The following is a 23,061-nucleotide window of genomic DNA, read 5'->3' as shown; positions in this document are numbered from 1 at the left end:
CGCTCGGGTACTCGGGCTACATTTGAGTGCGCACTCACCGAAAACGCGCACGGTCTACTGTCAACTCTGACAGTAGAGGAAAGCTGCCCATGGGATTAGCGTCAGCAACGTTGAGAATGCGTCTTCAAGGAGGTTCCCATGAGTTCGACGACTCGCTTTCCAGACCTGCCTGCTACCTACCGCAAAGCCCTGAAAACCTGGCGCCCGGTGATCCTGTACTTCGCCAATGAACACTGTCCTGCCTGCGAGTTCGCCGGGCCGATTTTTCGTCAGATTGCCGAGCCGTACCGGCATCGCGCCAATATCTACATGCTTAACACCCGTGAGTCGCCGCGCCATCCGTTGGTCACCGGCACGCCGACGGTGCTGTTCTACAAGAACGGCAAGTTGCTGAAGAAGCTCAAGGGCATCGGCACAGAGGAAACACTGGCGGCGGACTTTGCCCGGCATATTGGCATGACCAGGGCACCGGTGGTGCAGCAGAAACCACGACATGACCTGCCGTGGTTGCGCCGCACATTGAGCAGGCTCTGCACAATCACGCGTGCGCATCGGCGGGTGATTTGAGGCAGTGCATTTCCCCTAATCGTTACGGCGTCTGACACATCGCTTTCGCGGGCAAGCCCGCTCCCACAGGGGTCAACGTTGTTCACACATTTCGTGTACGACGCGTGCACTGTGGGGACCGGCACCGTCAGCGCAAGGCTGCTGCCTTACGCAGAATCGCGCACCAGCAACACCTGCGTCACCCGTCGTTCCTCAACGGCTTTGACGGTCATTTGCCAGCCTGCGTACTGCAGCCGATCGCCGATCATCGGCAAGCGATCCAGCAGGCTCATCACCAGTCCGGCCAGGGTCTGATAGTCCTCGGTCGGTTCGGCGCCAAACCCGGTGCGCTGGCGAACACGCGTCAGATTCAATGCGCCGCTGACGACAAAACCGCCCTGCTCCTCGATCACGTCCGGGCCTTCTATTTCGCTGGCATCGGGCAGTTCGCCGGCAATCGATTCGAGGATGTCGGTCATGGTCAACACGCCGACGAAGTCGCCAAACTCGTTGACCACAAAAGCAATGTGGGTCGACGCTGCGCGCATCTGCTCCAGCGCATTGAGGATCGAATAGCTGTCGAGCAAGTTGATGGTCTTGCGCGCCAGATGTTCCAGGTTCGGCTCAATGCCGCTCAGGTACTCCTTGAGCAATTCCTTCTTGTGCACGAAGCCCAACGGTTCATCCACAGCACCGTGGCGAATCAGCGGCAGACGCGAATAGGACGAGTGCATCAGTTTTGTGCGAATCGTTTCGGCGTCGTCAGCCAGGTCGATGGTGTCGACGTCGGCACGCACGGTCATCAGGTTGCGAATCGGGCGTTCGGCCAGTTGCAGCACACCACTGATCATCACCCGCTCGCGACGATCGAACAGTTCTGCACTCGGGGCTTCGCCGTCATCCAGCAGGTCGGAGATTTCCTCGCCGACCTCCTCCACTTCCAGCTTGCGCCCGCCCAGCAAGCGCATCACAGCATGGGCCGTGCGCTCACGTAGGGGGCGCAGGCCTTGCATCGAGCGTTTGCGGCGGGCCCGGGCGATCTGGTTGAACACCTCGATCAGGATCGAGAAGCCGATGGCCGCGTACAGATAGCCTTTCGGGATGTGGAAGCCCAGGCCTTCGGCCGTCAGGGCGAAACCGATCATCATCAGAAAGCCCAGACACAGCATGATCACCGTCGGGTGCGCATTGACGAAGCGGGTCAGCGGCTTGCTCGCAACGATCATCAAACCGATGGAAATGATCACCGCGATCATCATCACCGCCAGTTCATCGACCATGCCCACGGCGGTAATGACCGCGTCCAGCGAGAACACCGCATCGAGCACCACGATCTGCGCCACGATCGGCCAGAACAATGCGTAAGCCGCGTTGGTCGAGCGCTGGCCGACATGCCCTTCGAGCCGTTCGTGCAGCTCCATCGTCGCCTTGAACAGCAGGAACACACCACCGAACAGCATGATCAGGTCACGGCCGGAGAAGCTCTTGCCGAACACTTCGAACAACGGCTGCGTGAGGGTGACCAGCCAGGAAATGCTCGCCAACAGGCCCAGGCGCATGATCAGCGCCAACGACAGGCCGATGATCCGCGCACGATCGCGCTGATGCGGCGGCAGTTTGTCCGCCAGGATCGCGATAAACACCAGGTTGTCGATACCCAGCACCAGCTCCAGCACGATCAGAGTCAACAAGCCTAACCAGGCCGTGGGATCCGCTAACCATTCCATAAAATGTCTCGATCTCTCTTCAGTGAATTCAGGCTGCCGGGCACGGCAAAGTGCAACGCGAAGGCTCTGAGGCCGCGTTGTCAACGATAGTCGGGAGGCGGAAAACCGGATGCTGCGAGTGCGTCAAGACCGCGCCATGGCGCGAGGAAAAGGTACGACTGGGAGGCTCCAAGAGGGTGTTCATGCAAATCCTGAATGAAAAATGGCTTTGGAGCGTACAGGCTCTGACGACAATTCCTACAGAGCGAAATCATTTCAAAATCTGTATCAACGACCACTGCCCCCCCTGTAGGAGCTGCCGCAGGCTGCGATCTTTTGATCTTGAAGAACAAAGTCAAAAGATCGCAGCCTTCGCAGCTCCTACAGTTGGCTGTCATCGTCCGGCAAAGCGCAACCGCGACAACTGCCGCAAATCCCCCTCCACGTAGTAATCGTTGGTCCAGCTGTCATCCACCGCCAACGGACTCACCTGCTTCAGCTCGAGTTTTTTCGCGAAATAGCGGAAGCGGTAATGCTCATAAAACCGCAGCAATTCCAGACCATAGCGATCAGCCAGATCGGTGTCGCCGCGAATGATCAGGTAGTTTTCATCATTGCCGTTACTGGCCGAAGTGCTGAGGTTGTGGCTGCCGCTGATAATCGTCGGCCTGTCGCTGGTGAAGTCGACGACCACCGCTTTGGTGTGCACCAGCAGGTTGCCCTTCTGACCTTTCATGTTTTCTTTCAGCCAGCCTTCCAGCCCGGTGTTGAGCAAGGCGGTGGCGGCGAATTCGGCGCTGCGATCGGCATGAAACCCGGTGATGCGGCTAGCGGTGTTTTGCAGACCGTAACGCAAGATGTCGTCATGGGATTTGCCGAGCAGCGCATTGAGGATCGCGTCCGGCAAGGTGAACGCCGTGACAAACAGCACGTCCTTGCTGGCCGCCTCGATGATCTCGACAAACTCACGCAAATCGCCCCCACCGCTGCGTGGCGAGAACCCGGCGAACAGCGGCTGCGTCGGGTCCATCGGGTTGTGCTCGGTGATCCAGTTGCGCGTCGCAGCGACGTCGGCGGGGTTGGCCCAGACCTCTTCGAACGTTTGCAAATAGCGCGTGGCAATGGTCACGTCATCAAGCGTATGCAGCACATTGGCCTGGCGATACACGCCATTGGCGGTGAAATTGGTGCTGCCGCACAGCACCGCCTGCGGTTGACGCTGACCGACGTCGACCCGGCTGAGGACGATGAATTTGTCGTGGAAAATGTTGTGAGTGACCCGGCCCCGCTTGTTCGCCGCTGGTAATTGGGCAAGGTTCGCTTCGTTCAGGGTCGTATCGGGATCATCAGGCTGGGCGTGGTACAGCACGCGCACTTGCACCCCTCGCGCGAACGCCGCGTTTACGGCATCGATGATCGCCTGCAACTGATACTCGTAGATCGCAATGTCCAACGCCCACTGCGCGTCCACAGCCCGCTCGATGAAGCCCAGCAATCGCTCCAGCAGTCCGTTCTCCAGCCACAGGCGCGCCGCGCCGGGCCAGGCTTCGATGGGCAGATTCTTGTTGGCGCTGATCTGTGCGTCGAGGTCGGGAAATTTGCGCTGAAACGCCTGACTGGCAGCCACGGCGCGATTGAAGATCACGCTCTGATTGGCCGGGTGGCCGTCGTCACTGGTGATGCTCAGCTCCAGCGATTCGCCCAGTAGCGGCGCGTCCGCCGTGCCGTAGGCCAGATGCACGCGATAGTGCAGGGTCGTGCCCGGGTTGACGGCGTAATCGGCCCAGCGGAATTTTTGCAGCGGTGCCTTATCGCTGGGCGTGGCGTGATATTGGGGAAAAGTGTGAGCCTTGGCGGGAAACGTCAGGCTGTTGAACAGGAACAACCACGGTTTGTCGCCCTGTTGCTTTTCGATGGCAAACCCGAGCAAGCCTTTGCGTCGGGGTTCGGACAGGTCCATGGCGAGCAGCACGCCGTTGGTGCCGGCGTAGGCTTTGACGCGAAAATCGTCCTGAGGATTGGCGACCAGTACCCGCATGATTCACTCCTTGTGATTGGGCTGGGGTGGAGCATAGAGCAGCGCTGCGGTTTTTGGTGATCCCGCACGATCCGAGGCGATGCCTTCGCGAGCAGGCTCGCTCCCACAGAGCAAGCGGTGTTCACCAACCTTGCTCGCGAAGAGGCCCGCTCAGACTTCACACATCATCGATATGCCGATATTCCGCATTCAGCGCCGCCGCTAATTCCCGCGCCCGTGCCAATCGGATGGGCCCGCGCTCAATGTCGATCAACAATCCCGGACACTCCAGCGGCGGCATCGACGGTAAGGCTTTCAAACGCCCATCCGTGACCACCAGCAAGCGCTGCTGCTCGGCCGGGAAGCGCTTCTGTCGCTGCATCAGCCATTGCTGCGCCTGCGCCAACGCCGCCACCAATGGCGTGCCGCCGCCCGCGCCCAGTGTCTCCAGCCAGGTGCGCAAGCCACTTGAAGCCTTCAATCCTTGCACCTGCCATTGCGGCGCGCTGCCACTGGCGGTCAGCAAGGCCAGTCGCGTCCTTTGTCGATACGCATCATCAAACAATTGCGCGAGCAAACCCTTGGCATCGCTCAGTGCCTGATGCCGTCGCGTCGAAGCCGACGCATCGACGATCACCAGCCATAACTCATGGGGAGCACGCGTGCGCAGCTGGAACTGCAAGTCCTCACGGGTTTGCGGCCGGCCGTTGAGCAGCGTCCCCGGCCAGTTCACCAGACCGCTGCGCGCAGCGTGGCGCTTGCCCTGGCGTCCGTGGTCGAGTCGTCCGGCGCGGGGTCTGGCATTCGCCCCCGCGTCGGATCGGGGACGAATGCCGGTTACTTTTTTGGCCAGCTCGGCACTTCGCGGCGTGCGCCAGTCGCCAGCGCCGGAGCAGGCATGTCACCCCACTGCCCCTGCCCCTCGCTTGGTTCGGCCTGGGTGCTGGTCTGGTTCTGAGCAGGTGGTTGAAGGCTGGGCGAAGAGGACTCACGACGGCGATGACGCAGGGCGAACTCCGCTACCGCATCGATGTCTTGCTCGGCAATGGCTTCGGCACCGCGCCATGCCGCGTGGGCTCGGGCCGCACGCAGCCAGACCAGGTCGGCCCGCAAGCCATCGACGCCGGCGGCAAAGCAGCGCTCGGTGATGCTTGCCAAAGCCTCGTCATCCAGCGCAATGCGCGCCAAGGCGCAGCGTGCCTGTTCGCAGCGTTCGCGCAGCGCTTGCTGCTCGGCTTCCCACTGCGCGCAGAACGCCTGCGGGTCGCTGTCGAAATCCAGTCGGCGGCGGATGATCTGCCCGCGTTCAGTCGGCGCGGTGTGACCGCTGAGGGCGACGTTCAGGCCAAAACGGTCCAACAGCTGCGGGCGCAACTCGCCCTCTTCCGGGTTCATTGTGCCGATCAACACAAACCGTGCCGAATGCCGATGCGAGATGCCATCACGCTCGACCAGGTTGCTGCCGCTGGCCGCCACATCCAACAGCAGATCCACCAGATGATCGGGCAACAGATTCACTTCATCGACGTACAGCACACCGCCGTCGGCCTTGGCCAGCACGCCGGGAGAAAACTGCGCCCGCCCTTCACTCAGTGCCGCGTCGAGATCAAGGGTGCCAACCAGACGCTCTTCAGTGGCGCCCAGTGGCAACGTGACAAACTGACCACTGGCCAGCAGATCGGCGAGGCCACGGGCCAGAGTCGATTTAGCCATTCCGCGTGGGCCTTCGATCAGCACGCCACCGATTTTCGGGTCGATGGCAGTGAGGTACAGCGCGAGTTTCAAGTCATCGGCGCCGACCACGGCGGAGAGCGGGAAATGCGGGGTGTCGGTCATCTTCAATACTCGGTCATGGTCGGTAGTCTGTCGGAAGATCGTTGGAGCCAAGCCTATTTCCTGTGGGAGCGAGCTTGCTCGCGAAAGCGGTGTTTCAGCTACAGAAATGCTGTCTGACACACCCTTCGCGAGCAAGCTCGCTCCCATAGGGGATTGCGGTATGTCAGGTGTCTTCTTCTATATCCAGCAGCAGGTTTTCCAGTGCTTCTTTATACACGCCGGGTTCCTGCCACAACCCACGTTGTTGCGCTTCCAGCATGCGTTCGGTCATGTCGCGCAGGGCATGCGGATCGTGTTCACGAACAAAATCGCGGGTCGTCGGGTCGAGCAAATAGGCATCGGCCAGCAACGCATACTGATGATCGTCGATCAGTTGCGTGGTGGCGTCGAAGGCGAACAGGTTATCGACCGTCGCCGCCAGTTCAAACGCCCCTTTATAGCCGTGACGTTTGACCCCGTCGATCCACTTCGGATTGGCCGCCCGGGAGCGGATCACCCGATTGAGTTCTTCTTTCAGGGTGCGGATTTTCGGCAGATCCGGCTGGCTGTGATCGCCGTGATAACTCGCCGCCGCTTCCCCGCGCAGGGTTTCCACCGCCGCGAGCATGCCGCCCTGAAACTGGTAATAGTCGTTGGAATCGAGCAAGTCGTGCTCGCGATTGTCCTGATTCTGCAACACCGCCTGCACCTGGCTCAGGCGCTGGACGAACTGTTCGCGCGCAGCGGTGCCCTCATCCGCCCCACCATAAGCGTAAGCGCCCCAGTTCAGGTAGACCTCGGCCAGATCCTCGCGACTCTGCCACAGGCGACCGTCGATGGCGCCCTGTACGCCCGCGCCATAGGCACCGGGTTTGGCGCCGAAGATCCGCCAGCCGGCCTGACGCCGCGCCGCGTCGGCATCCAGCCCCGATTGCAACAGCGCCTCGCGCTCGGCACGCACCTTCGCCGCCAGCGGGTTGAGGTCATCCGGTTCGTCCAGCGCCGCCACCGCTTGCACGGCAGCGTCGAACAGACGAATCAGGTTGGCAAAAGCATCGCGGAAAAAACCCGAGACCCGCAGCGTGACGTCGACCCGTGGCCGGTCGAGCAGGCTCAGCGGCAGAATCTCGAAATCATCGACGCGCTGACTGCCGGTGGCCCACACCGGGCGCACGCCCATCAGCGCCATGGCCTGGGCGATGTCGTCGCCGCCAGTGCGCATGGTCGCGGTGCCCCACACGGACAGGCCGAGCTGACGCAGGTGATCGCCGTGATCCTGCAAATGCCGCTCGAGAATCAACGTGGCGGACTGGAAGCCGATGCGCCACGCGGTGGTGGTCGGCAGGTTGCGCACGTCCACCGAGTAGAAGTTGCGCCCGGTGGGCAGCACGTCGAGACGGCCACGGCTGGGGGCGCCACTTGGGCCGGCGGGGACGAAGCGACCGTTGAGGGCGTCAAGCAGACCGCGCATTTCGGCGGGGCCGCAGGCGTCGAGGCGTGGGGCGATGACTTCGCGCAGGTTTTCAATGATCGCGCTCACTTCAGCCCATCCTGCCCCCTGTGGGAGCGAGCTTGCTCGCGAAAGCGGTGGGTCAGGTACATCAATGTCGAATGACACGACGCTTTCGCGAGCAAGCTCGCTCCCACAGGGGATTTGTAGTGCCTGGGAGATCAGTTGAGTGGCGAATAGCTCCAGGCGTTCGCGGGTATCGCCGGCAGTGCGCCAGATTTCGTCGCTGACGCTTTGCAGCTCCGCCGGGCGCGGGCCGTTCCATGGATCGGCAAGTGCGCAATCCAGCGGATCAAACCCCAGCTCGAAGGCCTTGGCCAACGCCCGCAGCAGACTCGACTGCGCGCCTTTGCCGTCACCACGCGGAATGCGCAGCAAAGCCAGCAAGGTATCGATGCGCAAACGTCCGGTCGGCGATTCGCCAAAGATGTGCAGGCCATCGCGAATCTGCGATTCCTTCAGATCACACAGGTAGGTGTCCAGCCGCGGCAGCCAGATCGCGGCATCGGCGTCGCTGTCCAGACCGGCGTCGAGTTGCAGTTCGCGATCGATCTGCGTCTCGCGCACCAGTTGCAGAATGTCGCGTTGCAGCTCTCGCGCACGACGCGGATCGAGCAGTTGCGCCTCGTAATATTCGTCGGCCAACAGTTCCAGATTGCGCAACGGGCCGTAGGTTTCGGCACGGGTCAACGGTGGCATCAGGTGGTCGATGATCACCGCTTGCGTGCGCCGTTTGGCTTGGGCGCCCTCGCCCGGGTCGTTGACGATAAACGGATAGATGTTCGGCAGCGGCCCGAGCAACGCGTCCGGCCAGCAATTTTCCGAAAGGCCGACGCCCTTGCCCGGCAGCCATTCGAGGTTGCCGTGCTTGCCGACGTGAATCACCGCGTGCGCCCCGTAGGTGTTGCGCAGCCAGAAATAGAACGCCAGATAGCCGTGCGGCGGTACCAGATCCGGGTCGTGATACACCGCACTCGGATCGACCTGATAACCGCGCGCCGGCTGAATGCCGACGAAGGTCAGGCCGAAGCGCAGACCGGCGATCATCATTCGCCCGTCGCGGCACATCGGATCGTTTTGCGGCGCGCCCCAGCGTTCCAGCACTGCTGCGCGATTGGCTTGCGGCAGCGCGTTGAACATCGCCAGATAGGCGTCCATCGCCAGGCTTTGCTGGCACGGACGCAGGTCGATGCTGTCGAGGTCGTTGCTGACGCCGCCGAGCAATTGCTGGATTAACGCGGTGCCGCTGTCCGGCAACTCCGCCGTCAGCGGGAAGCCTTCCGCCTGCAACGCGCGCAGGATATTCAATGCCGCCGCCGGCGTATCGAGACCGACGCCATTGCCGATCCGCCCGTCGCGAGTCGGGTAGTTGGCGAGGATCAGCGCGATGCGTTTTTCCGTGTTCGGCAGCCGCGCCAGATCGCTCCAGCGTCGCGCCAGTTCAGCGACAAAATCCATGCGTTCGGGTTGCGCCCGGTAGCAGACCACGTCGGACTGGCTGCGCTCGCTGCGCCAGGCCAGATCCTTGAAGCTGATCGGCCGGCTGATGATGCGCCCGTCGAGTTCCGGCAAGGCGATGTGCATTGCCAGATCTCGCGGGCCAAGGCCCTGCTCGCTGTCGCGCCAGCCCGGCTCGTTGTCCTGGGCGCAGATCGCCTGAATCACCGGAATATTGCGCCGGAACGGCCGCAGGTGCGGCGCTTCCGGGCTGGATTGCGCGAAGCCGGTGGTGTTGAGGATCACCGCAGCTTCGACCTCGTCCAGCCAGTCCTCGACCACACTGAGGCAGCCGGGTTCTTTCAGGCTGGCGACGGCGATCGGCAAGGGATTGAGCCCCGCCGCCTGCAAGCGTTGGCAGAACACATCGATGAACGCGGTGTTCGCCGCTTGCAAATGCGAGCGATAAAACAACACCGCCGCGACCGGTTGACCGGGCAGCCATTCGGCTTGCCAGTCGCTCAGTGCGGCGGTGTTTTTCTGTGGGTGGTAAATCGCCGTACGCGGCAGCGCTTGCGGCTCGCCCCAGGCGTAGTCGCGCGCCAGCCAGCGGTTGGCCAGACAATGGAAGAAGCCCAGCGCATTGCCCATGCCGCCCTGACGCAAAAACTGCCAGAGACGATCGCGATCTTCGGCGGGCACGGTGCTCAGGTCGCTGAGTTCCGGGTCGGGACGGTCATCCCCCGGTACCAGAATCACCTGCACGCCGCGCTCGGACAACTCCACCAGACGCTCGACACCGTAACGCCAATAGGCGATGCCGCCGTGCAGCGAAATCAGAATGACTTTGGCGTGGCGCAGCACCTCATCAACATACAGATCGACCGAGGCGTGATTCTGCACCTGCATCGGATTGGCCAGGCGCAGGCTCGGGTAATCCTCGGGCAGTTGCTGCGCGGCTTCGGCGAGCAGCGCCAGGCTGGAGTCGCCGCTGCACAGGATCACCAGCTCGGCGGGGGTTTGTCCAAGGTCGGCAATGTTGTCATCCGACACGAAACCGCCGGGCTGGGTCCTGAGCAGGTGCATGGCTTAAACGCTGAGCGCGGCGCGCAGTTGCGCTTCGAGTTGCGCAGCGTCGAGTTCCTGACCGATCAACACCAGACGAGTGACGCGCGCTTCGTCTGCGCCCCACTGGCGGTCGAAGTGCTTGTCGAAACGCGTGCCCACGCCTTGAATCAACAGGCGCATCGGCTTGTTCGGAATCGCCGCGAAGCCCTTCACACGGAGGATGCCGTGCTGCACAACCAGTTGCGTCAGCGCGTCGAGCAGCAGGCTTTCGTCGGCCTTCGGCAGTTCGATGGAGATCGAATCGAAGGCGTCGTGATCGTGGTCATCATGGTCGTCATCACCGTCGTGGTGGTGATCGTGATGGCTGTGACGGCTGTCGATGTGTTCTTCGGATCCGGCACCGAGGCCAATCAGCACATCCAGCGGCAGGCGACCGTTGCTGGCTTCGATGATTTTTACTGCAGGTGGCAGTTCTTCGGCGACTTCAGCACGAACGCGAGCCAGATCTTCGGCGCTGGTCTGGTCGGCCTTGTTGAGGATCACCAGATCGGCGCTGGCCAGTTGGTCGGCGAACAGTTCGTGCAGCGGCGATTCGTGATCCAGATTCGGATCGAGTTTGCGCTGGGCATCGACCTGATCGGGGAACGCGGCGAAGGTGCCAGCGGCCACGGCCGGGCTGTCGACCACGGTGATCACCGCATCCACGGTGCAGGCGCTGCGGATTTCCGGCCACTGGAAGGCTTGCACCAATGGTTTTGGCAGGGCCAGACCGGACGTCTCGATCAGAATGTGATCGAGATCACCGCGCCGGGCGACCAGTTCACGCATCACCGGGAAGAACTCTTCCTGCACCGTGCAGCACAGGCAACCGTTGGCCAGTTCGTAGACGCGACCAGTGGCTTCTTCTTCGGTGCAGCCGATGGTGCATTGCTTGAGGATCTCACCGTCGATGCCCAGCTCGCCGAACTCGTTGACGATCACCGCGATGCGGCGGCCCTGAGCGTTGTCGAGCATGTGTCGCAGCAAGGTGGTTTTGCCCGAGCCGAGGAAACCGGTGACGATGGTGACGGGGAGTTTGGCCAGTGTTTTCATCGGATGCCCTTTGGCAAGGTGGCGGGCATACGGGACGAGATCCGCTGCGAGCGTACGCGCGGAAGAATTCGCCACCGGATCACCCCGCCCGGTTGTAGTGAGAAATCTGTGACGAGGCAGGTCTCCTGGCTGACGGTGTTCGGGCCTTGGGCCCGGCGTTCGCTGCGCCTTCCCGCGGGCTCAGTGGATTGAGCTGGCAGTGGCGTGGCAACGAACTTCACCGTTCACAGTTGCGGGGGCAGCCGCGGCTTTGACCGCGTTCCCTTCTTAGCTTCGGCGTGGGCCGAAGAACCTCGAAGGTGCAAGGCTACGCATGGGTTGAGGATGGGTCAATGCTTTGGTTTTTTTTGGATTGGGGGCATATCCGTTGCTGCGGGTGTCGCCGCTGGCGGTTTCGCTCTTACAGCGAGTCACCTTTTCCAGACGCCGAAAAGGTAACCCAAAAGGCTTTGCCCCGGCGTACGGCACTTCGCTGAGGCTCAGTGTTCCCTCCCTACGGTGTCCATCCGGGGGCATCGCCTACGGTTTGCTTCGCTGCACCTCCTCTCGATGTATGCGGCTTCGCCGCACGGCGCTGCGCGCCTACCCCCGGATGGACACCTACGCTCGGCCTGCCGAAGGGGCTGAAGATCAAAAGCCAAAGCCAAAGCCAAAGCCAGAGCCAGAGCCAGAGCCAGAGCCAGAGCCAGAGCCAGATCAAAAGATCACAGCCTTCGGCAGTTCCTACAGGGGATTGGGTGTATTCAGTTGGAATTTGGTCGGCTGTCAGGCCGCCTTCGCGAGCAAGCTCGCTCCCACAGAAGCGCCAAAGCCAAACGCTAGCTTTTCACCACTCAACACGATGAGCGTTAGCTCGAGTAAAGCTTTTGATCTGAGGGCCCGTCGGCAGGCTGAGTGGAGGGATTTATCCGGGGGTGGGAGCGCAGCGACCGTTTGGCGCAGCCAAACACAGCGAGAGGAGGTGCAGCGAAGCAAACCGTAGGCGCTGCACCCCGGATGAATCCCGGAGCGAAGGAACCCGAGCCTGAGCGAGGGCCGAACGTCAGGGTAAAGCCCTTTGGTTACTTTGGGGCGTTTGCCAAAGTGACCCGCCGTCAGGGCGGAACCCTAAGAGGCCATTACCGCAGCAACGGATATGCCCCCAATCCCAATTGACTCAAATCCTCCCCTCATGGTCTCCTACACAACTTGTTACGGGTGCCCTTCACAGGGTGAAACGGGAAACCGGTGAATCATGTGCTTTACTCAAAGCCATGTCAGTCCGGTGCTGCCCCCGCAACGGTAAGCGAGCGAAGCGTCGAATCCACTGTGCCATTGCGGCATGGGAAGGTGATGCTTGCAGGTCGGCCTGATGCCAACCCCTCGTGAGCCCGGAGACCGGCCCGCAACACACAGCGCGCATTTTGCGTCGCTGAACATAACAAACCCGCGGTGGGCGGGCGCTGTTCGAACCTCTGCGTGCCCGACTCGCAGGGGTTTCCATGCGCTCTATATCACCCGCTGACACTCCAGAGGGAAGCGCCATGTCGATCATCAGCAGCACCGGCAGCAACACCGACAAAATCTCCAGCACCGCCACCTTGAGCCAACGCCTGACCGCCGCGATCTTCGCGTCGATCCTGGGTGCAGGCCTCGTTTATTTCGCCGGTTTCTCGCACATCGAAGCGGTGCACAACGCCGCTCATGATACCCGCCACAGCGCCGCGTTCCCGTGCCACTGAGACCTGCCGACATGATCAAGCGTATCGCGCAAACCGCAGGCTTCACCGGCCTGCTGGCCGCCCTGCTGCTGACGTTGCTGCAAAGCTTCTGGGTTTCGCCACTGATTCTGCAGGCCGAAACCTTCGAGAAGTCCGAGCCGGTGGCCGTTCACGAACACGCCGCCGGTACAGCCGCACACACTCACGACGCTGAAGCCTGGGAGCCGGAAGACGGCTGGCAACGCGTGGTCTCGACCACTGGCGGCAATCTGGTAGTGGCGGTCGGTTTCGCGCTGATGCTCGCCGGCCTGTACACCTTGCGCGCACCAACCAAAACCTCGCAGGGCCTGCTCTGGGGCCTGGCCGGTTACGCGACCTTCGTGCTCGCACCGACCCTGGGCCTGCCGCCTGAACTGCCGGGCACCGCTGCCGCCGATCTGGCGTCGCGACAGACCTGGTGGATCGGCACCGCCGCTTCCACCGCTGTCGGCCTGGCCCTCATCGTGTTCAGCCGTCACTGGCTGATGAAGCTGCTGGGCGTGGCGATCCTCGCCGTGCCGCATGTGATCGGCGCGCCGCAACCGGAAGTGCATTCGATGCTCGCCCCGGAGGCGCTGGAAACCCAGTTCAAAATCGCTTCGCAGTTGACCAACGTGGCGTTCTGGCTGGCCCTGGGCCTGATCAGCGCCTGGTTGTTCCGCCGCAAAAGCGATGGTCAGTACCACGCATGACCGATGACCGCGCAGCGCCGACCTTTGTGGTCGGCCTGGGCTGCCAGCGCGGCTGCCCGGTCAGCACGCTGCGCGCGTTACTCGATCAGGCGTTGCAGGCGCATCGTATAGAACTTGAAGCGGTCAAGGCCTTGGCCAGCATCGACCTTAAACGCGATGAACCCGGTTTGCAGGAACTGGCCAGCCAACTGGCGCTGCCGCTGTTGTATTTCAGCAGCGAAGAATTGGCGATTTACCAGCAGCGACTGAGCCATCACTCGCAGATCGCCTATGAGCGCACCGGTTGCTACGGTGTGGCGGAAAGTGCCGCCCTGGCCCTTGCCGAGCAATTGATTCAGGCACCGGCAAAACTGCTGATTTCCCGGCAAAAATACGCTCAGGCAACCTTGGCATTGGCCGGCGCTGCGTAAATTCCCGATAATCCCCCTGTTTGATCATGAGCAATCTTCATCTGAAGCGTTGCCCTGCCCCGTTTTTCACAGGATTTCTTCATGACCGTCTACTTCATCGGCGCCGGCCCCGGCGACCCGGAATTGATCACCGTCAAAGGCCAGCGGCTGATCCGCAGCTGCCCGGTGATCATCTACGCAGGCTCGCTGGTGCCGGCCGCCGTGCTGGCGGGACATCAGGCGGAAACGGTGGTCAACAGCGCCGAATTGCATCTGGAGCAGATCATTGAATTGATCACAACCGCCCACGGCAAGGGCCAGGACGTGGCGCGGGTGCACTCGGGTGATCCGAGCCTGTACGGCGCGATTGGCGAGCAGATTCGTTATCTGCGCGAGTTGAATATTCCGTTCGAAATCATCCCCGGCGTCACCGCCACCGCCGCCTGTGCAGCCTTGCTCGGCGCCGAGCTGACGCTGCCGGATGTGTCACAGAGCGTGATTCTGACCCGCTACGCGGACAAGACCGCGATGCCGGCGGGTGAGGAGTTGAGCAGTCTGGCGCAGCATGGCGCGACCATGGCGATTCACCTGGGGGTCAACCATCTGCAGAAAATCATCACTGAATTGCTGCCGCATTACGGCGCGGATTGCCCGATTGCGGTGATTCACCGGGCAACATGGCCGGATCAGGATTGGGTGGTGGGGACACTTGAGGACATTGCGGCGAAGGTTGAGGCCAAGGGGTTTCGGCGTACAGCGTTGATTCTGGTGGGTCGGGTGCTGGGCAGTGAGGTGTTCAGCGAATCATCGTTGTATCGCGCGGGGCATGCACATCTCTACAGGCCCTGAGTCAGATGAGTTTTGTGGCTGGATAAAAAACCTGTGGTGAGGGGATTTATCCCCGACGAACTGCGCAGCAGTTCCATTTCTTGGGCTGCTTCGCAACCCGTCGGGGATAAATCCCCTCGCTACAAAAGGACATAAAAAAACGGCGCTCACGGGGCGCCGTTTTTCATGTTCGCAGTGAACACCTTACTCAGTAGTAGGCGTTTTCTTTCTGCGTGTGGTCGGTCACGTCGCGCACACCCTTGAGCTCAGGAATACGCTCGAGCAAGGTGCGCTCGATGCCTTCCTTCAGGGTCACGTCGGCCTGGCCGCAGCCCTGGCAGCCGCCACCGAACTGCAGCACGGCAATGCCGTCCTCGACCACATCGATCAGGCTGACCTGACCGCCGTGGCTGGCCAGCCCCGGGTTGATTTCGGTTTGCAGGTAGTAGTTGATGCGCTCGTTGACCGGGCTGTCGGCGTTGACCATCGGGACTTTGGCGTTTGGCGCCTTGATGGTCAGTTGGCCGCCCATGCGGTCGGTGGCGTAGTCGACGACGGCGTCATCAAGGAACGCTTCGCTGAACGAATCGATATAGGCGGTGAAGCTTTTCAGCCCCAGCGCGGTATCTTCAGGTTTTTCTTCGCCCGGCTTGCAATAGGCAATGCAGGTTTCGGCGTACTGGGTGCCAGGCTGGGTGATGAAGACGCGGATGCCGATGCCTGGTGTGTTCTGCTTGGAGAGCAGATCGGCCAGGTAATCGTGGGCGGCGTCGGTAATGGTAATAGCGGTCATGGAAACTCCTCGCAGGCTTGGGCGCAGTTTACGCCAATCATTGCGCCGGACAAAGTCCTAGTATTTTTGTCGGGAAAGATTCTCGACCGGTACGCGTAGCGGTTCGCCATCGATCCGCGCTTTAAGCCACTGATAGCTGCGTTTTTCTACCCATTCGTAGCTCAACCATGACCCCAGGGCGATAGCCACAGCGCAGACGATGAACATCAGATACGGATTGATTCCGTAGCGTCGCGCGATAAAACTACCAACCGACAGCACCAACACGTGCATCAGATACACCGAATAGGAACAGTCACCGAGCCATTTCATCACCCGATTGCGCTCGACGTAGCGCTCAAGCGCCATGCAAGCCATCACCAGCACCGCGCTCGGCACGCCCCAGTTCAATAACCTTGGCGCCGGTGCCAGGTGATAGATCGCCATCATCGCAGCGCCCATCGCCAACAGCGGCAGCCACAGGCCGGCGCCAATCCAGCCCCGGCGATACAGCACGCCGATACCGATCCCCAGCAAAAACTCGTAGACGATGTCCGCACGGTAAAACTCGTTGAGCCAGCCGAACGCCTGACATGCCGAAAACAGCAATGCGGCGACCACCAGTAAACGCACCTGCCAGCGGAACACCAGCGCGCATGCAAACAATACGTAGAAGAGCATTTCGTAATTGAGCGTCCAGCCGACATTCAGCGTCGGATAGATCCCATAGCCACCGGGGTTTTGCGCAGGAATGAATAACAGCGACGCGAGGAAATGCGCCCAATCCACCGTCTGATCCGGCAACAGCGGCCGGGCGAACACCACCAGCAACGCCATCAGCAGCGTGTACAGCCAGTATGCCGGGACGATGCGCGACAGCCGATACAGCAGAAACCGCGCCGGAGGCAGCGTTTTGCTTTCGGTAGACAAGAAAATCACCAACCCGCTGATGACGAAGAAGACATCGACACCGACTGCGCCTTTATCAATGAAGAACTGCCCGACCGGGCCGCGCGCCTTGAAGTCGAAAAAAATCTGCATGAAGTGGTGGCAGACCACGGTCCACGCGGCAAGCGCGCGCAGGGCCTGCACTGAAATCAACATGATCGGCTCCCGTGCACAATTCCTGAATCACCTCCGGCCCCCTGTAGGAGCTGCGGCACGCTGCGATCTTTTGATCTTTGTTGTTAAAGAATCAAAAGATCGCAGCCTCGTTGCACTCGGCAGCTCCTACAGGGGCTTTGCGGTGTTGCTTGGAGTTGGGACAGCAGGTCGATCTCAACGATCAAAGATTCTCGTAGCGGTTCATGTCCAGCACGCCCTCTTCCACCGGTTCGGTTTCGTGGATGTACTGACTCAGGTCGTGAAAATAGAACCAGAATTGCGGATGACTGCGGCGAATCCCCCAGCGTTCGACGATTTTCTCGAAACGATCGGCATCCTTGGCGTTTTCCATGGCATCGACAAACTCCGGGACTTGCGCGGCCGGAATATTGAACATGAAGTTCGGGTAACTGCTGAGCACACCTGGATAAATGGTCAAGGTGTCGAGCCCTGGCTGATAGCGCAGGGATTCGCCCAACAGAAACGCCACGTTGCTGTGCGCACGGTTGCGCAGCAAGCTGTAGACCTCGCGTTTGCCGCTGCGGGTTTCGATGCGCAGCAGGGTGGCCTCCGGCAATTGGTCGATGACCTTCAGACCGGCGGCCGGTCGTGACGTCAGGCGGCTCAGCGCCTGTTCGGCGTTCTGCAACGCCGGATCGATGTTCGGCCGCGAGCAGTAGGCGCCGTTACAGCGGTTGATCGGATCCGGCCGCGCATTGAGGTCGCCGTAGCGTGCCAGCAGTTGCATGGCGAAGTCGTACTTCGGATCCTTCGGATCGAGTTTCAACCCGGTCGGCTTGTCATCATCGATGGCCTCGTAGTCGAGCCACATCTTGAACTGACCGCTGCTCTGATACCAATCGTCGAGGTAGTCCTCACGGGAATCGGCCGGCATCAGACGCAGGAAGTTCTGTTCGGCGCCGTTGCGGATCAGGTCGAAATACAGACGGGTCTGCGCCTGATGGGAGACGTTGCCGAACACATCGAAGTTGACTGCCAACTGGTAATAAGTGCGCTCCAGCAGCGGATAGTCGAACAGCCACATCGTTTGCGGCACTTCGCCGATCAGGCCTTTGGTCACCGAAGCGCTGTCGAAGTGGCGGAAAATGCTCAGCAGCGCGTTGTCGTTGCCGGCCCACAGGGTCGACCAGCTCGGCGGCGGTTGGTCAGCGTAGCTGTCGCGACGCAAGGCTTCGTATTCGTTGCGCTTGTTGCGGTAGTTGTGCCACAGGCTCAGCACACTGCCGACGTCGTCGTTCTGCCCCGGCATTGCCAGCAACGGCGTGGCCTGGCCGCGATAGTTGGGGTCGGTGATGTACAGATCGTGTTCCGGCGCCTGGAACAGCGCCCAGAAGTTATCGCGGATCACATCCGTCGCAATCTGCCCACGGCACACCGGCCCGCGAATGAAGGTGCGGACGAAGTATTCGGCATTATCGAGCATGAACTGGTACCGCGCCTGCGCCGGAATCGCTTCGAACGTGGCGAACGGGTTGGCCCGGCTCTGCGGCCCGTACCCCGGTAGCGCGTTGACTTGCCAGTTGCCGCTGTAGAACAGGCTTTTGACACGCGCCATCTTCGCCGCGCTCAGCGGATAAGTGATGTGGGTCTTGTGCACGATCACCCCTTGCACCGGCCACAGGCGGTAATACACCTGAGTGCCCGGGTCGTCATTCGGGCGTCGGGTGGCGATCAGGTCGATCGGCTGCCCGGTCGGCGTGCGCGAACGCACCCACTGGAAGTAGTGCCCCGGCTCGCCGTCCTTGAAATAGATATGGGCGAGGAACCAGTGTTCGAACAACCAGCGCCCGACCAGACTCTGCCGCGCGCCCGGGGTGTTGAGCAGGTTTTCCCACTGCACGATTTGCAGCGCTTCCTTGGCGCTCGGCGCCAGCCCCTGCTCGTCGATCGGCGCACCGGACGCCAGCCAGCGTTGCAGGGTCTGGTATTGCTGATCGGTCAGCCCGGTCACCGCCAGCGGCATGCCTTCTTTCGGGTGGGCGCCGGCATAGCCGTCAAACTCGGCGGGCATCGCGCACATGTTTTCCCGTTGCAGGCCGAGGACGATCTCTTCCGGCAACTTGGCATTCGGGGTCAGCGGGGTTTTGTGGCCCAGTTCCAGCATGCGCGCCATCAGCGCCGCCTGACTGCCCTGAGCGTCGAGCACCGAATAGAAGCCCTTCTGCTGCCAGGCACGTTTGCCGAAGGCGTCGTAGAACAGCCGCGTGGTCGGCGCCGCCTGAGTGCGTTCGCCGTCGTAGACCGGCATCTTGCTTGCGCCCCGCCCTGCGCCTTCGCCGCTGCCCAGATTGAGCTGGCACGCCGAGTCGTAGCAGGCGTGGCAGGCCACACACTTCTCGGTGAAGATCGGCTGGATGTCACGCGTATATGAAATAGAAGGTGAGATCGCGGGTTCCTGCGCAATGGCGCCCCAGCTTAAGAACAGCAAGAAAATGCTGATGACGCGGTACGACATGCCCTTGATCCCGATCCAGAAAAAAACGCCCGCGATTCTACAGTATGACGCTCGTACCAACATGAACGATATTCATGCAAAAGCAGCACATGCTCCAAAAGCGCACAGGTTTGCTATGATCCCGGCCCTTCGTCATGGTCTTTTCGAGTAGTCCCAATGTCCGATCGCAGCGTCCGCCTTCAAGCTCTCAAGCAAGCCCTCAAAGAGCGCATCCTGATACTCGATGGCGGCATGGGCACGATGATCCAGAGCTACAAGCTCGAGGAGCAGGATTATCGCGGCAAACGCTTCGCCGACTGGCCGAGCGACGTCAAGGGCAACAACGACCTGTTGGTGATCACACGTCCGGACGTGATCGGCGGCATCGAAAAGGCTTATCTGGATGCCGGCGCCGACATTCTGGAAACCAACACCTTCAACGCCACGCGCATTTCCATGGCTGACTACGGCATGGAAGAACTGGCGTACGAATTAAACGTAGAAGGCGCGCGTCTGGCGCGCAAGGTGGCCGACGCCAAGACCGCCGAGAACCCGGACAAGCCACGCTTCGTCGCCGGCGTACTCGGCCCGACCAGCCGCACCTGCTCGCTGTCGCCTGACGTGAACAACCCCGGCTACCGCAACGTCACCTTCGATGAACTGGTAGAAAACTACACCGAAGCCACCAAAGGCCTGATCGAGGGCGGCGTCGACCTGATCCTGATCGAAACCATCTTCGACACGCTCAACGCCAAAGCCGCGATCTTCGCCGTGCAAGGCGTCTTCGAAGAACTGCACATCGAACTGCCGATCATGATTTCCGGGACCATCACCGATGCGTCCGGTCGCACCCTGTCGGGCCAGACCACCGAAGCGTTCTGGAACTCGGTGGCCCACGCCAAGCCAATCTCGGTCGGCCTCAATTGCGCGCTCGGCGCCCGTGAGCTGCGTCCGTACCTGGAAGAGCTGTCGAACAAGGCCAGCACCCACGTGTCGGCGCACCCGAACGCCGGTTTGCCGAACGAATTCGGCGAGTACGACGAATTGCCGGTGGACACCGCCAAGGTCATCGAAGAATTCGCCCAAAGCGGTTTCCTCAACATCGTCGGCGGTTGCTGCGGTACCACTCCGGGCCACATCGAAGCCATCGCCAAAGCCGTCGCCGGTTACGCGCCGCGGCAGATTCCGGATATTCCCAAGGCCTGCCGCCTGTCGGGTCTGGAGCCGTTCACCATCGATCGCAGCTCACTGTTCGTCAACGTCGGCGAGCGCACCAACATCACCGGCTCTGCGAAGTTCGCCCGTCTGATCCGTGAAGACAACTACACCGAAGCCCTGGAAGTCGCCCTGCAGCAGGTCGAGGCCGGCGCCCAGGTGATCGACATCAACATGGACGAAGGCATGCTCGATTCGAAGAAGGCCATGGTGACCTTCCTCAATCTGATCGCCGGTGAGCCGGACATCTCCCGCGTGCCGATCATGATCGACTCCTCGAAATGGGAAGTGATCGAAGCCGGCCTGAAGTGCATTCAGGGCAAGGGCATCGTCAACTCGATCAGCATGAAAGAAGGCGTCGAGCAGTTCATCCATCACGCCAAGCTGTGCAAACGCTATGGCGCGGCAGTGGTGGTCATGGCCTTCGACGAAGCCGGCCAAGCCGACACCGAAGCGCGCAAGAAAGAGATCTGCAAACGCTCCTACGACATTCTGGTCAACGAAGTCGGCTTCCCGCCGGAAGACATCATTTTTGACCCGAACATCTTCGCCGTGGCCACCGGTATCGAAGAACACAACAATTACGCTGTGGACTTCATCAACGCCTGCGCCTACATCCGCGACGAGCTGCCCTATGCGCTGAGCTCCGGCGGTGTGTCCAACGTGTCGTTCTCGTTCCGGGGCAACAACCCGGTGCGTGAGGCGATCCACTCGGTGTTTCTGCTGTACGCGATCCGCGCCGGCCTGACCATGGGTATCGTCAACGCTGGTCAGCTGGAGATCTACGACCAGATCCCGCAGGAACTGCGCGACGCCGTCGAAGACGTGATTCTCAACCGCACGCCGGAAGGCACCGACGCCCTCCTCGCCATCGCCGACAAGTACAAGGGCGACGGCAGTGTCAAGGAAGCCGAGACCGAAGAGTGGCGCAGCTGGGACGTCAACAAGCGTCTGGAGCACGCGCTGGTCAAGGGCATCACCACCCACATCGTCGAAGACACCGAAGAGTCGCGCCAGTCGTTCGCGCGCCCGATCGAAGTCATCGAAGGCCCGCTGATGTCCGGCATGAACATCGTTGGCGACCTGTTCGGCGCCGGCAAAATGTTCCTGCCGCAGGTGGTGAAATCTGCCCGCGTGATGAAGCAAGCCGTGGCGCATTTGATCCCGTTCATCGAACTGGAAAAAGGCGACAAGCCGGAAGCCAAGGGCAAGATCCTGATGGCCACGGTAAAAGGCGACGTGCACGACATCGGCAAGAACATCGTCGGCGTGGTGCTGGGTTGCAACGGCTACGACATCGTCGACCTCGGGGTGATGGTACCGGCGGAGAAAATCCTCCAGGTGGCCAAGGAAGAAAAGTGCGACATCATCGGTCTGTCCGGTCTGATCACCCCGTCGCTGGACGAGATGGTCCACGTTGCCCGGGAAATGCAGCGTCAGGATTTCCATCTGCCGCTGATGATCGGTGGCGCGACCACCTCCAAGGCGCACACCGCCGTGAAGATCGAGCCGAAGTACAGCAACGACGCAGTGGTCTACGTGACCGACGCCTCGCGTGCGGTCGGTGTCGCGACGCAGTTGCTGTCCAAGGAACTCAAGGCCGGGTTCGTCGAGAAGACCCGCGCCGATTACGTCGATGTGCGTGAGCGCACCGCCAACCGCAGCGCCCGTACCGAGCGCCTGAGCTACGCGGCGGCGATCGCCAAAAAGCCACAGTTCGACTGGGCCAACTACACGCCGGTCAAACCGACCTTCACAGGCACCCGCGTGCTGGATAACATCGACCTCAACGTGCTGGCCGAATACATCGACTGGACGCCGTTCTTCATCTCCTGGGACCTGGCCGGCAAGTTTCCGCGCATCCTCGAAGACGAAGTGGTCGGTGAAGCCGCCACCGCGCTGTACAAGGATGCGCGTGAAATGCTCACCAAGCTGATCGACGAGAAGCTGATCAGCGCCCGTGCGGTGTTCGGTTTCTGGCCGGCCAATCAGGTGCACGATGACGACATCGAACTGTACGGCGATGACGGCAAGCCCATGGCGCGCCTGCATCACCTGCGTCAACAGATCATCAAGACCGACGGCAAGCCGAACTTCTCGCTGGCCGACTTCGTCGCGCCGAAAGACAGTGAAGTGACCGACTACGTCGGGGGGTTCATCACCACCGCCGGCATCGGCGCCGAAGAAGTGGCCAAGGCTTATCAGGACGCCGGCGACGACTACAACTCGATCATGGTCAAAGCCCTCGCCGACCGTCTGGCGGAAGCTTGCGCCGAATGGCTGCACCAGCAAGTGCGCAAAGAACACTGGGGTTATGCCAAGGATGAAGTGCTGGACAACGAAGCACTGATCAAAGAGCAGTACTCCGGTATCCGTCCGGCACCGGGTTACCCGGCGTGCCCGGATCACACCGAGAAGGCCACGCTGTTCACCCTGCTCGATCCTGAGGCCAGCGAAATGCGCGCAGGCCGCAGCGGCGTGTTCCTCACCGAGCATTACGCGATGTTCCCGGCAGCCGCGGTCAGCGGCTGGTACTTCGCGCACCCGCAGGCGCAATACTTTGCCGTGGGCAAGGTCGACAAGGATCAGGTGCAGAGCTACACCTCGCGCAAAGGTCAGGAACTGAGCGTGACCGAGCGCTGGCTGGCGCCGAACCTCGGTTACGACGAATAAGCG

Annotated in this window: 15 protein-coding genes and 2 riboswitches; of the genes, 6 read left to right on the top strand and 9 right to left on the bottom strand. The window is 61.3% G+C overall.

The annotated features are described in order from the left end of the window. The first annotated feature begins 138 nt into the window (after positions 1 to 138). Positions 139 to 567 carry a thioredoxin family protein gene (locus AB1J88_RS05555; RefSeq protein ID WP_041064602.1) on the top strand — a complete coding sequence of 143 codons (429 nt, stop codon included), beginning with the start codon at positions 139 to 141 and terminating at the stop codon, positions 565 to 567. A gap of 146 nt (positions 568 to 713) precedes the next feature. Here the strand turns inward: AB1J88_RS05555 and AB1J88_RS05550 are convergent, their stop codons facing one another. The 6 genes from AB1J88_RS05550 to cobW all read right to left on the bottom strand — a co-directional run bounded on the left by AB1J88_RS05550 (position 714) and on the right by cobW (position 11,191). After that, positions 714 to 2,273 carry a TerC family protein gene (locus AB1J88_RS05550; RefSeq protein WP_430290459.1) on the bottom strand — a complete coding sequence of 520 codons (1,560 nt, stop codon included), beginning with the start codon at positions 2,271 to 2,273 and terminating at the stop codon, positions 714 to 716. A 373-nt stretch (positions 2,274 to 2,646) separates the two neighbouring features. Then, positions 2,647 to 4,290, bottom strand: coding sequence for a phospholipase D-like domain-containing protein (locus AB1J88_RS05545; RefSeq protein WP_430290458.1), 1,644 nt, complete (start codon positions 4,288 to 4,290; stop codon positions 2,647 to 2,649). 157 nt (positions 4,291 to 4,447) lie between these two features. After that, entirely contained in the window at positions 4,448 to 5,122 is a 675-nt protein-coding gene (locus AB1J88_RS05540) for a vWA domain-containing protein (RefSeq protein ID WP_430292663.1), read from the bottom strand. Next, positions 5,107 to 6,105 (bottom strand): ATP-binding protein, encoded by a 999-nt coding sequence (locus tag AB1J88_RS05535; RefSeq protein ID WP_430292662.1) that lies wholly within the window; start codon positions 6,103 to 6,105, stop codon positions 5,107 to 5,109. The genes AB1J88_RS05540 and AB1J88_RS05535 overlap by 16 nt, the downstream gene beginning before the upstream one ends. A gap of 163 nt (positions 6,106 to 6,268) precedes the next feature. Beyond that, positions 6,269 to 10,117 carry a cobaltochelatase subunit CobN gene (gene cobN, locus AB1J88_RS05530; protein WP_430290456.1) on the bottom strand — a complete coding sequence of 1,283 codons (3,849 nt, stop codon included), beginning with the start codon at positions 10,115 to 10,117 and terminating at the stop codon, positions 6,269 to 6,271. Between the two features lie 3 nt (positions 10,118 to 10,120). Beyond that, positions 10,121 to 11,191, bottom strand: a complete 1,071-nt coding sequence (gene cobW / locus AB1J88_RS05525) for a cobalamin biosynthesis protein CobW (protein ID WP_430290455.1) — start codon at positions 11,189 to 11,191, stop codon at positions 10,121 to 10,123. 98 nt (positions 11,192 to 11,289) lie between these two features. Continuing rightward, positions 11,290 to 11,502: riboswitch (cobalamin riboswitch) on the bottom strand. Positions 11,503 to 12,369: 867 nt separating this feature from the next. Further along, positions 12,370 to 12,591: riboswitch (cobalamin riboswitch) on the top strand. 123 nt (positions 12,592 to 12,714) lie between these two features. Here cobW and AB1J88_RS05520 point away from each other — a divergent pair. From AB1J88_RS05520 to cobM, 4 genes are all read left to right on the top strand, one after another. Beyond that, the gene (locus tag AB1J88_RS05520) at positions 12,715 to 12,912 is read left to right on the top strand and encodes a CbtB domain-containing protein (RefSeq protein ID WP_047598594.1); all 198 of its coding nucleotides are present in this window, start codon (positions 12,715 to 12,717) and stop codon (positions 12,910 to 12,912) included. An 11-nt stretch (positions 12,913 to 12,923) separates the two neighbouring features. Further along, positions 12,924 to 13,622 (top strand): CbtA family protein, encoded by a 699-nt coding sequence (locus AB1J88_RS05515; protein WP_103366942.1) that lies wholly within the window; start codon positions 12,924 to 12,926, stop codon positions 13,620 to 13,622. Beyond that, positions 13,619 to 14,032, top strand: a complete 414-nt coding sequence (locus tag AB1J88_RS05510; RefSeq protein ID WP_430290453.1) for a cobalamin biosynthesis protein — start codon at positions 13,619 to 13,621, stop codon at positions 14,030 to 14,032. Before AB1J88_RS05515 ends, AB1J88_RS05510 begins: the two co-directional genes overlap by 4 nt. A gap of 81 nt (positions 14,033 to 14,113) precedes the next feature. Further along, positions 14,114 to 14,860, top strand: a complete 747-nt coding sequence (gene cobM, locus AB1J88_RS05505) for a precorrin-4 C(11)-methyltransferase (protein WP_222014706.1) — start codon at positions 14,114 to 14,116, stop codon at positions 14,858 to 14,860. Positions 14,861 to 15,047: 187 nt separating this feature from the next. Here cobM and nfuA read toward each other — a convergent pair whose 3' ends face one another. From nfuA to AB1J88_RS05490, 3 genes are all read right to left on the bottom strand, one after another. Then, positions 15,048 to 15,632: a Fe-S biogenesis protein NfuA gene (gene nfuA / locus AB1J88_RS05500; RefSeq protein WP_003225494.1), complete on the bottom strand. Its 585-nt coding sequence runs from the start codon at positions 15,630 to 15,632 to the stop codon at positions 15,048 to 15,050. A gap of 57 nt (positions 15,633 to 15,689) precedes the next feature. Next, the gene (locus AB1J88_RS05495; RefSeq protein WP_430290451.1) at positions 15,690 to 16,715 is read right to left on the bottom strand and encodes an acyltransferase family protein; all 1,026 of its coding nucleotides are present in this window, start codon (positions 16,713 to 16,715) and stop codon (positions 15,690 to 15,692) included. A gap of 181 nt (positions 16,716 to 16,896) precedes the next feature. Then, a complete protein-coding gene (locus AB1J88_RS05490; RefSeq protein ID WP_430290450.1) occupies positions 16,897 to 19,191 on the bottom strand; it encodes a fatty acid cis/trans isomerase in 2,295 nt (764 codons plus the stop codon). A gap of 156 nt (positions 19,192 to 19,347) precedes the next feature. Between AB1J88_RS05490 and metH the strand changes: the two genes are divergently transcribed. Continuing rightward, positions 19,348 to 23,058, top strand: coding sequence for a methionine synthase (metH, locus tag AB1J88_RS05485; protein WP_222014710.1), 3,711 nt, complete (start codon positions 19,348 to 19,350; stop codon positions 23,056 to 23,058). Positions 23,059 to 23,061 lie beyond the last annotated feature (3 nt).

It is taken from the genome of Pseudomonas sp. S8 (assembly GCF_050473925.1).
GTDB lineage: Bacteria > Pseudomonadota > Gammaproteobacteria > Pseudomonadales > Pseudomonadaceae > Aquipseudomonas > Aquipseudomonas parakoreensis.
Note: the sequence above shows the minus strand (reverse complement) of the source record. Positions and strands in the feature narration are given on the sequence as shown.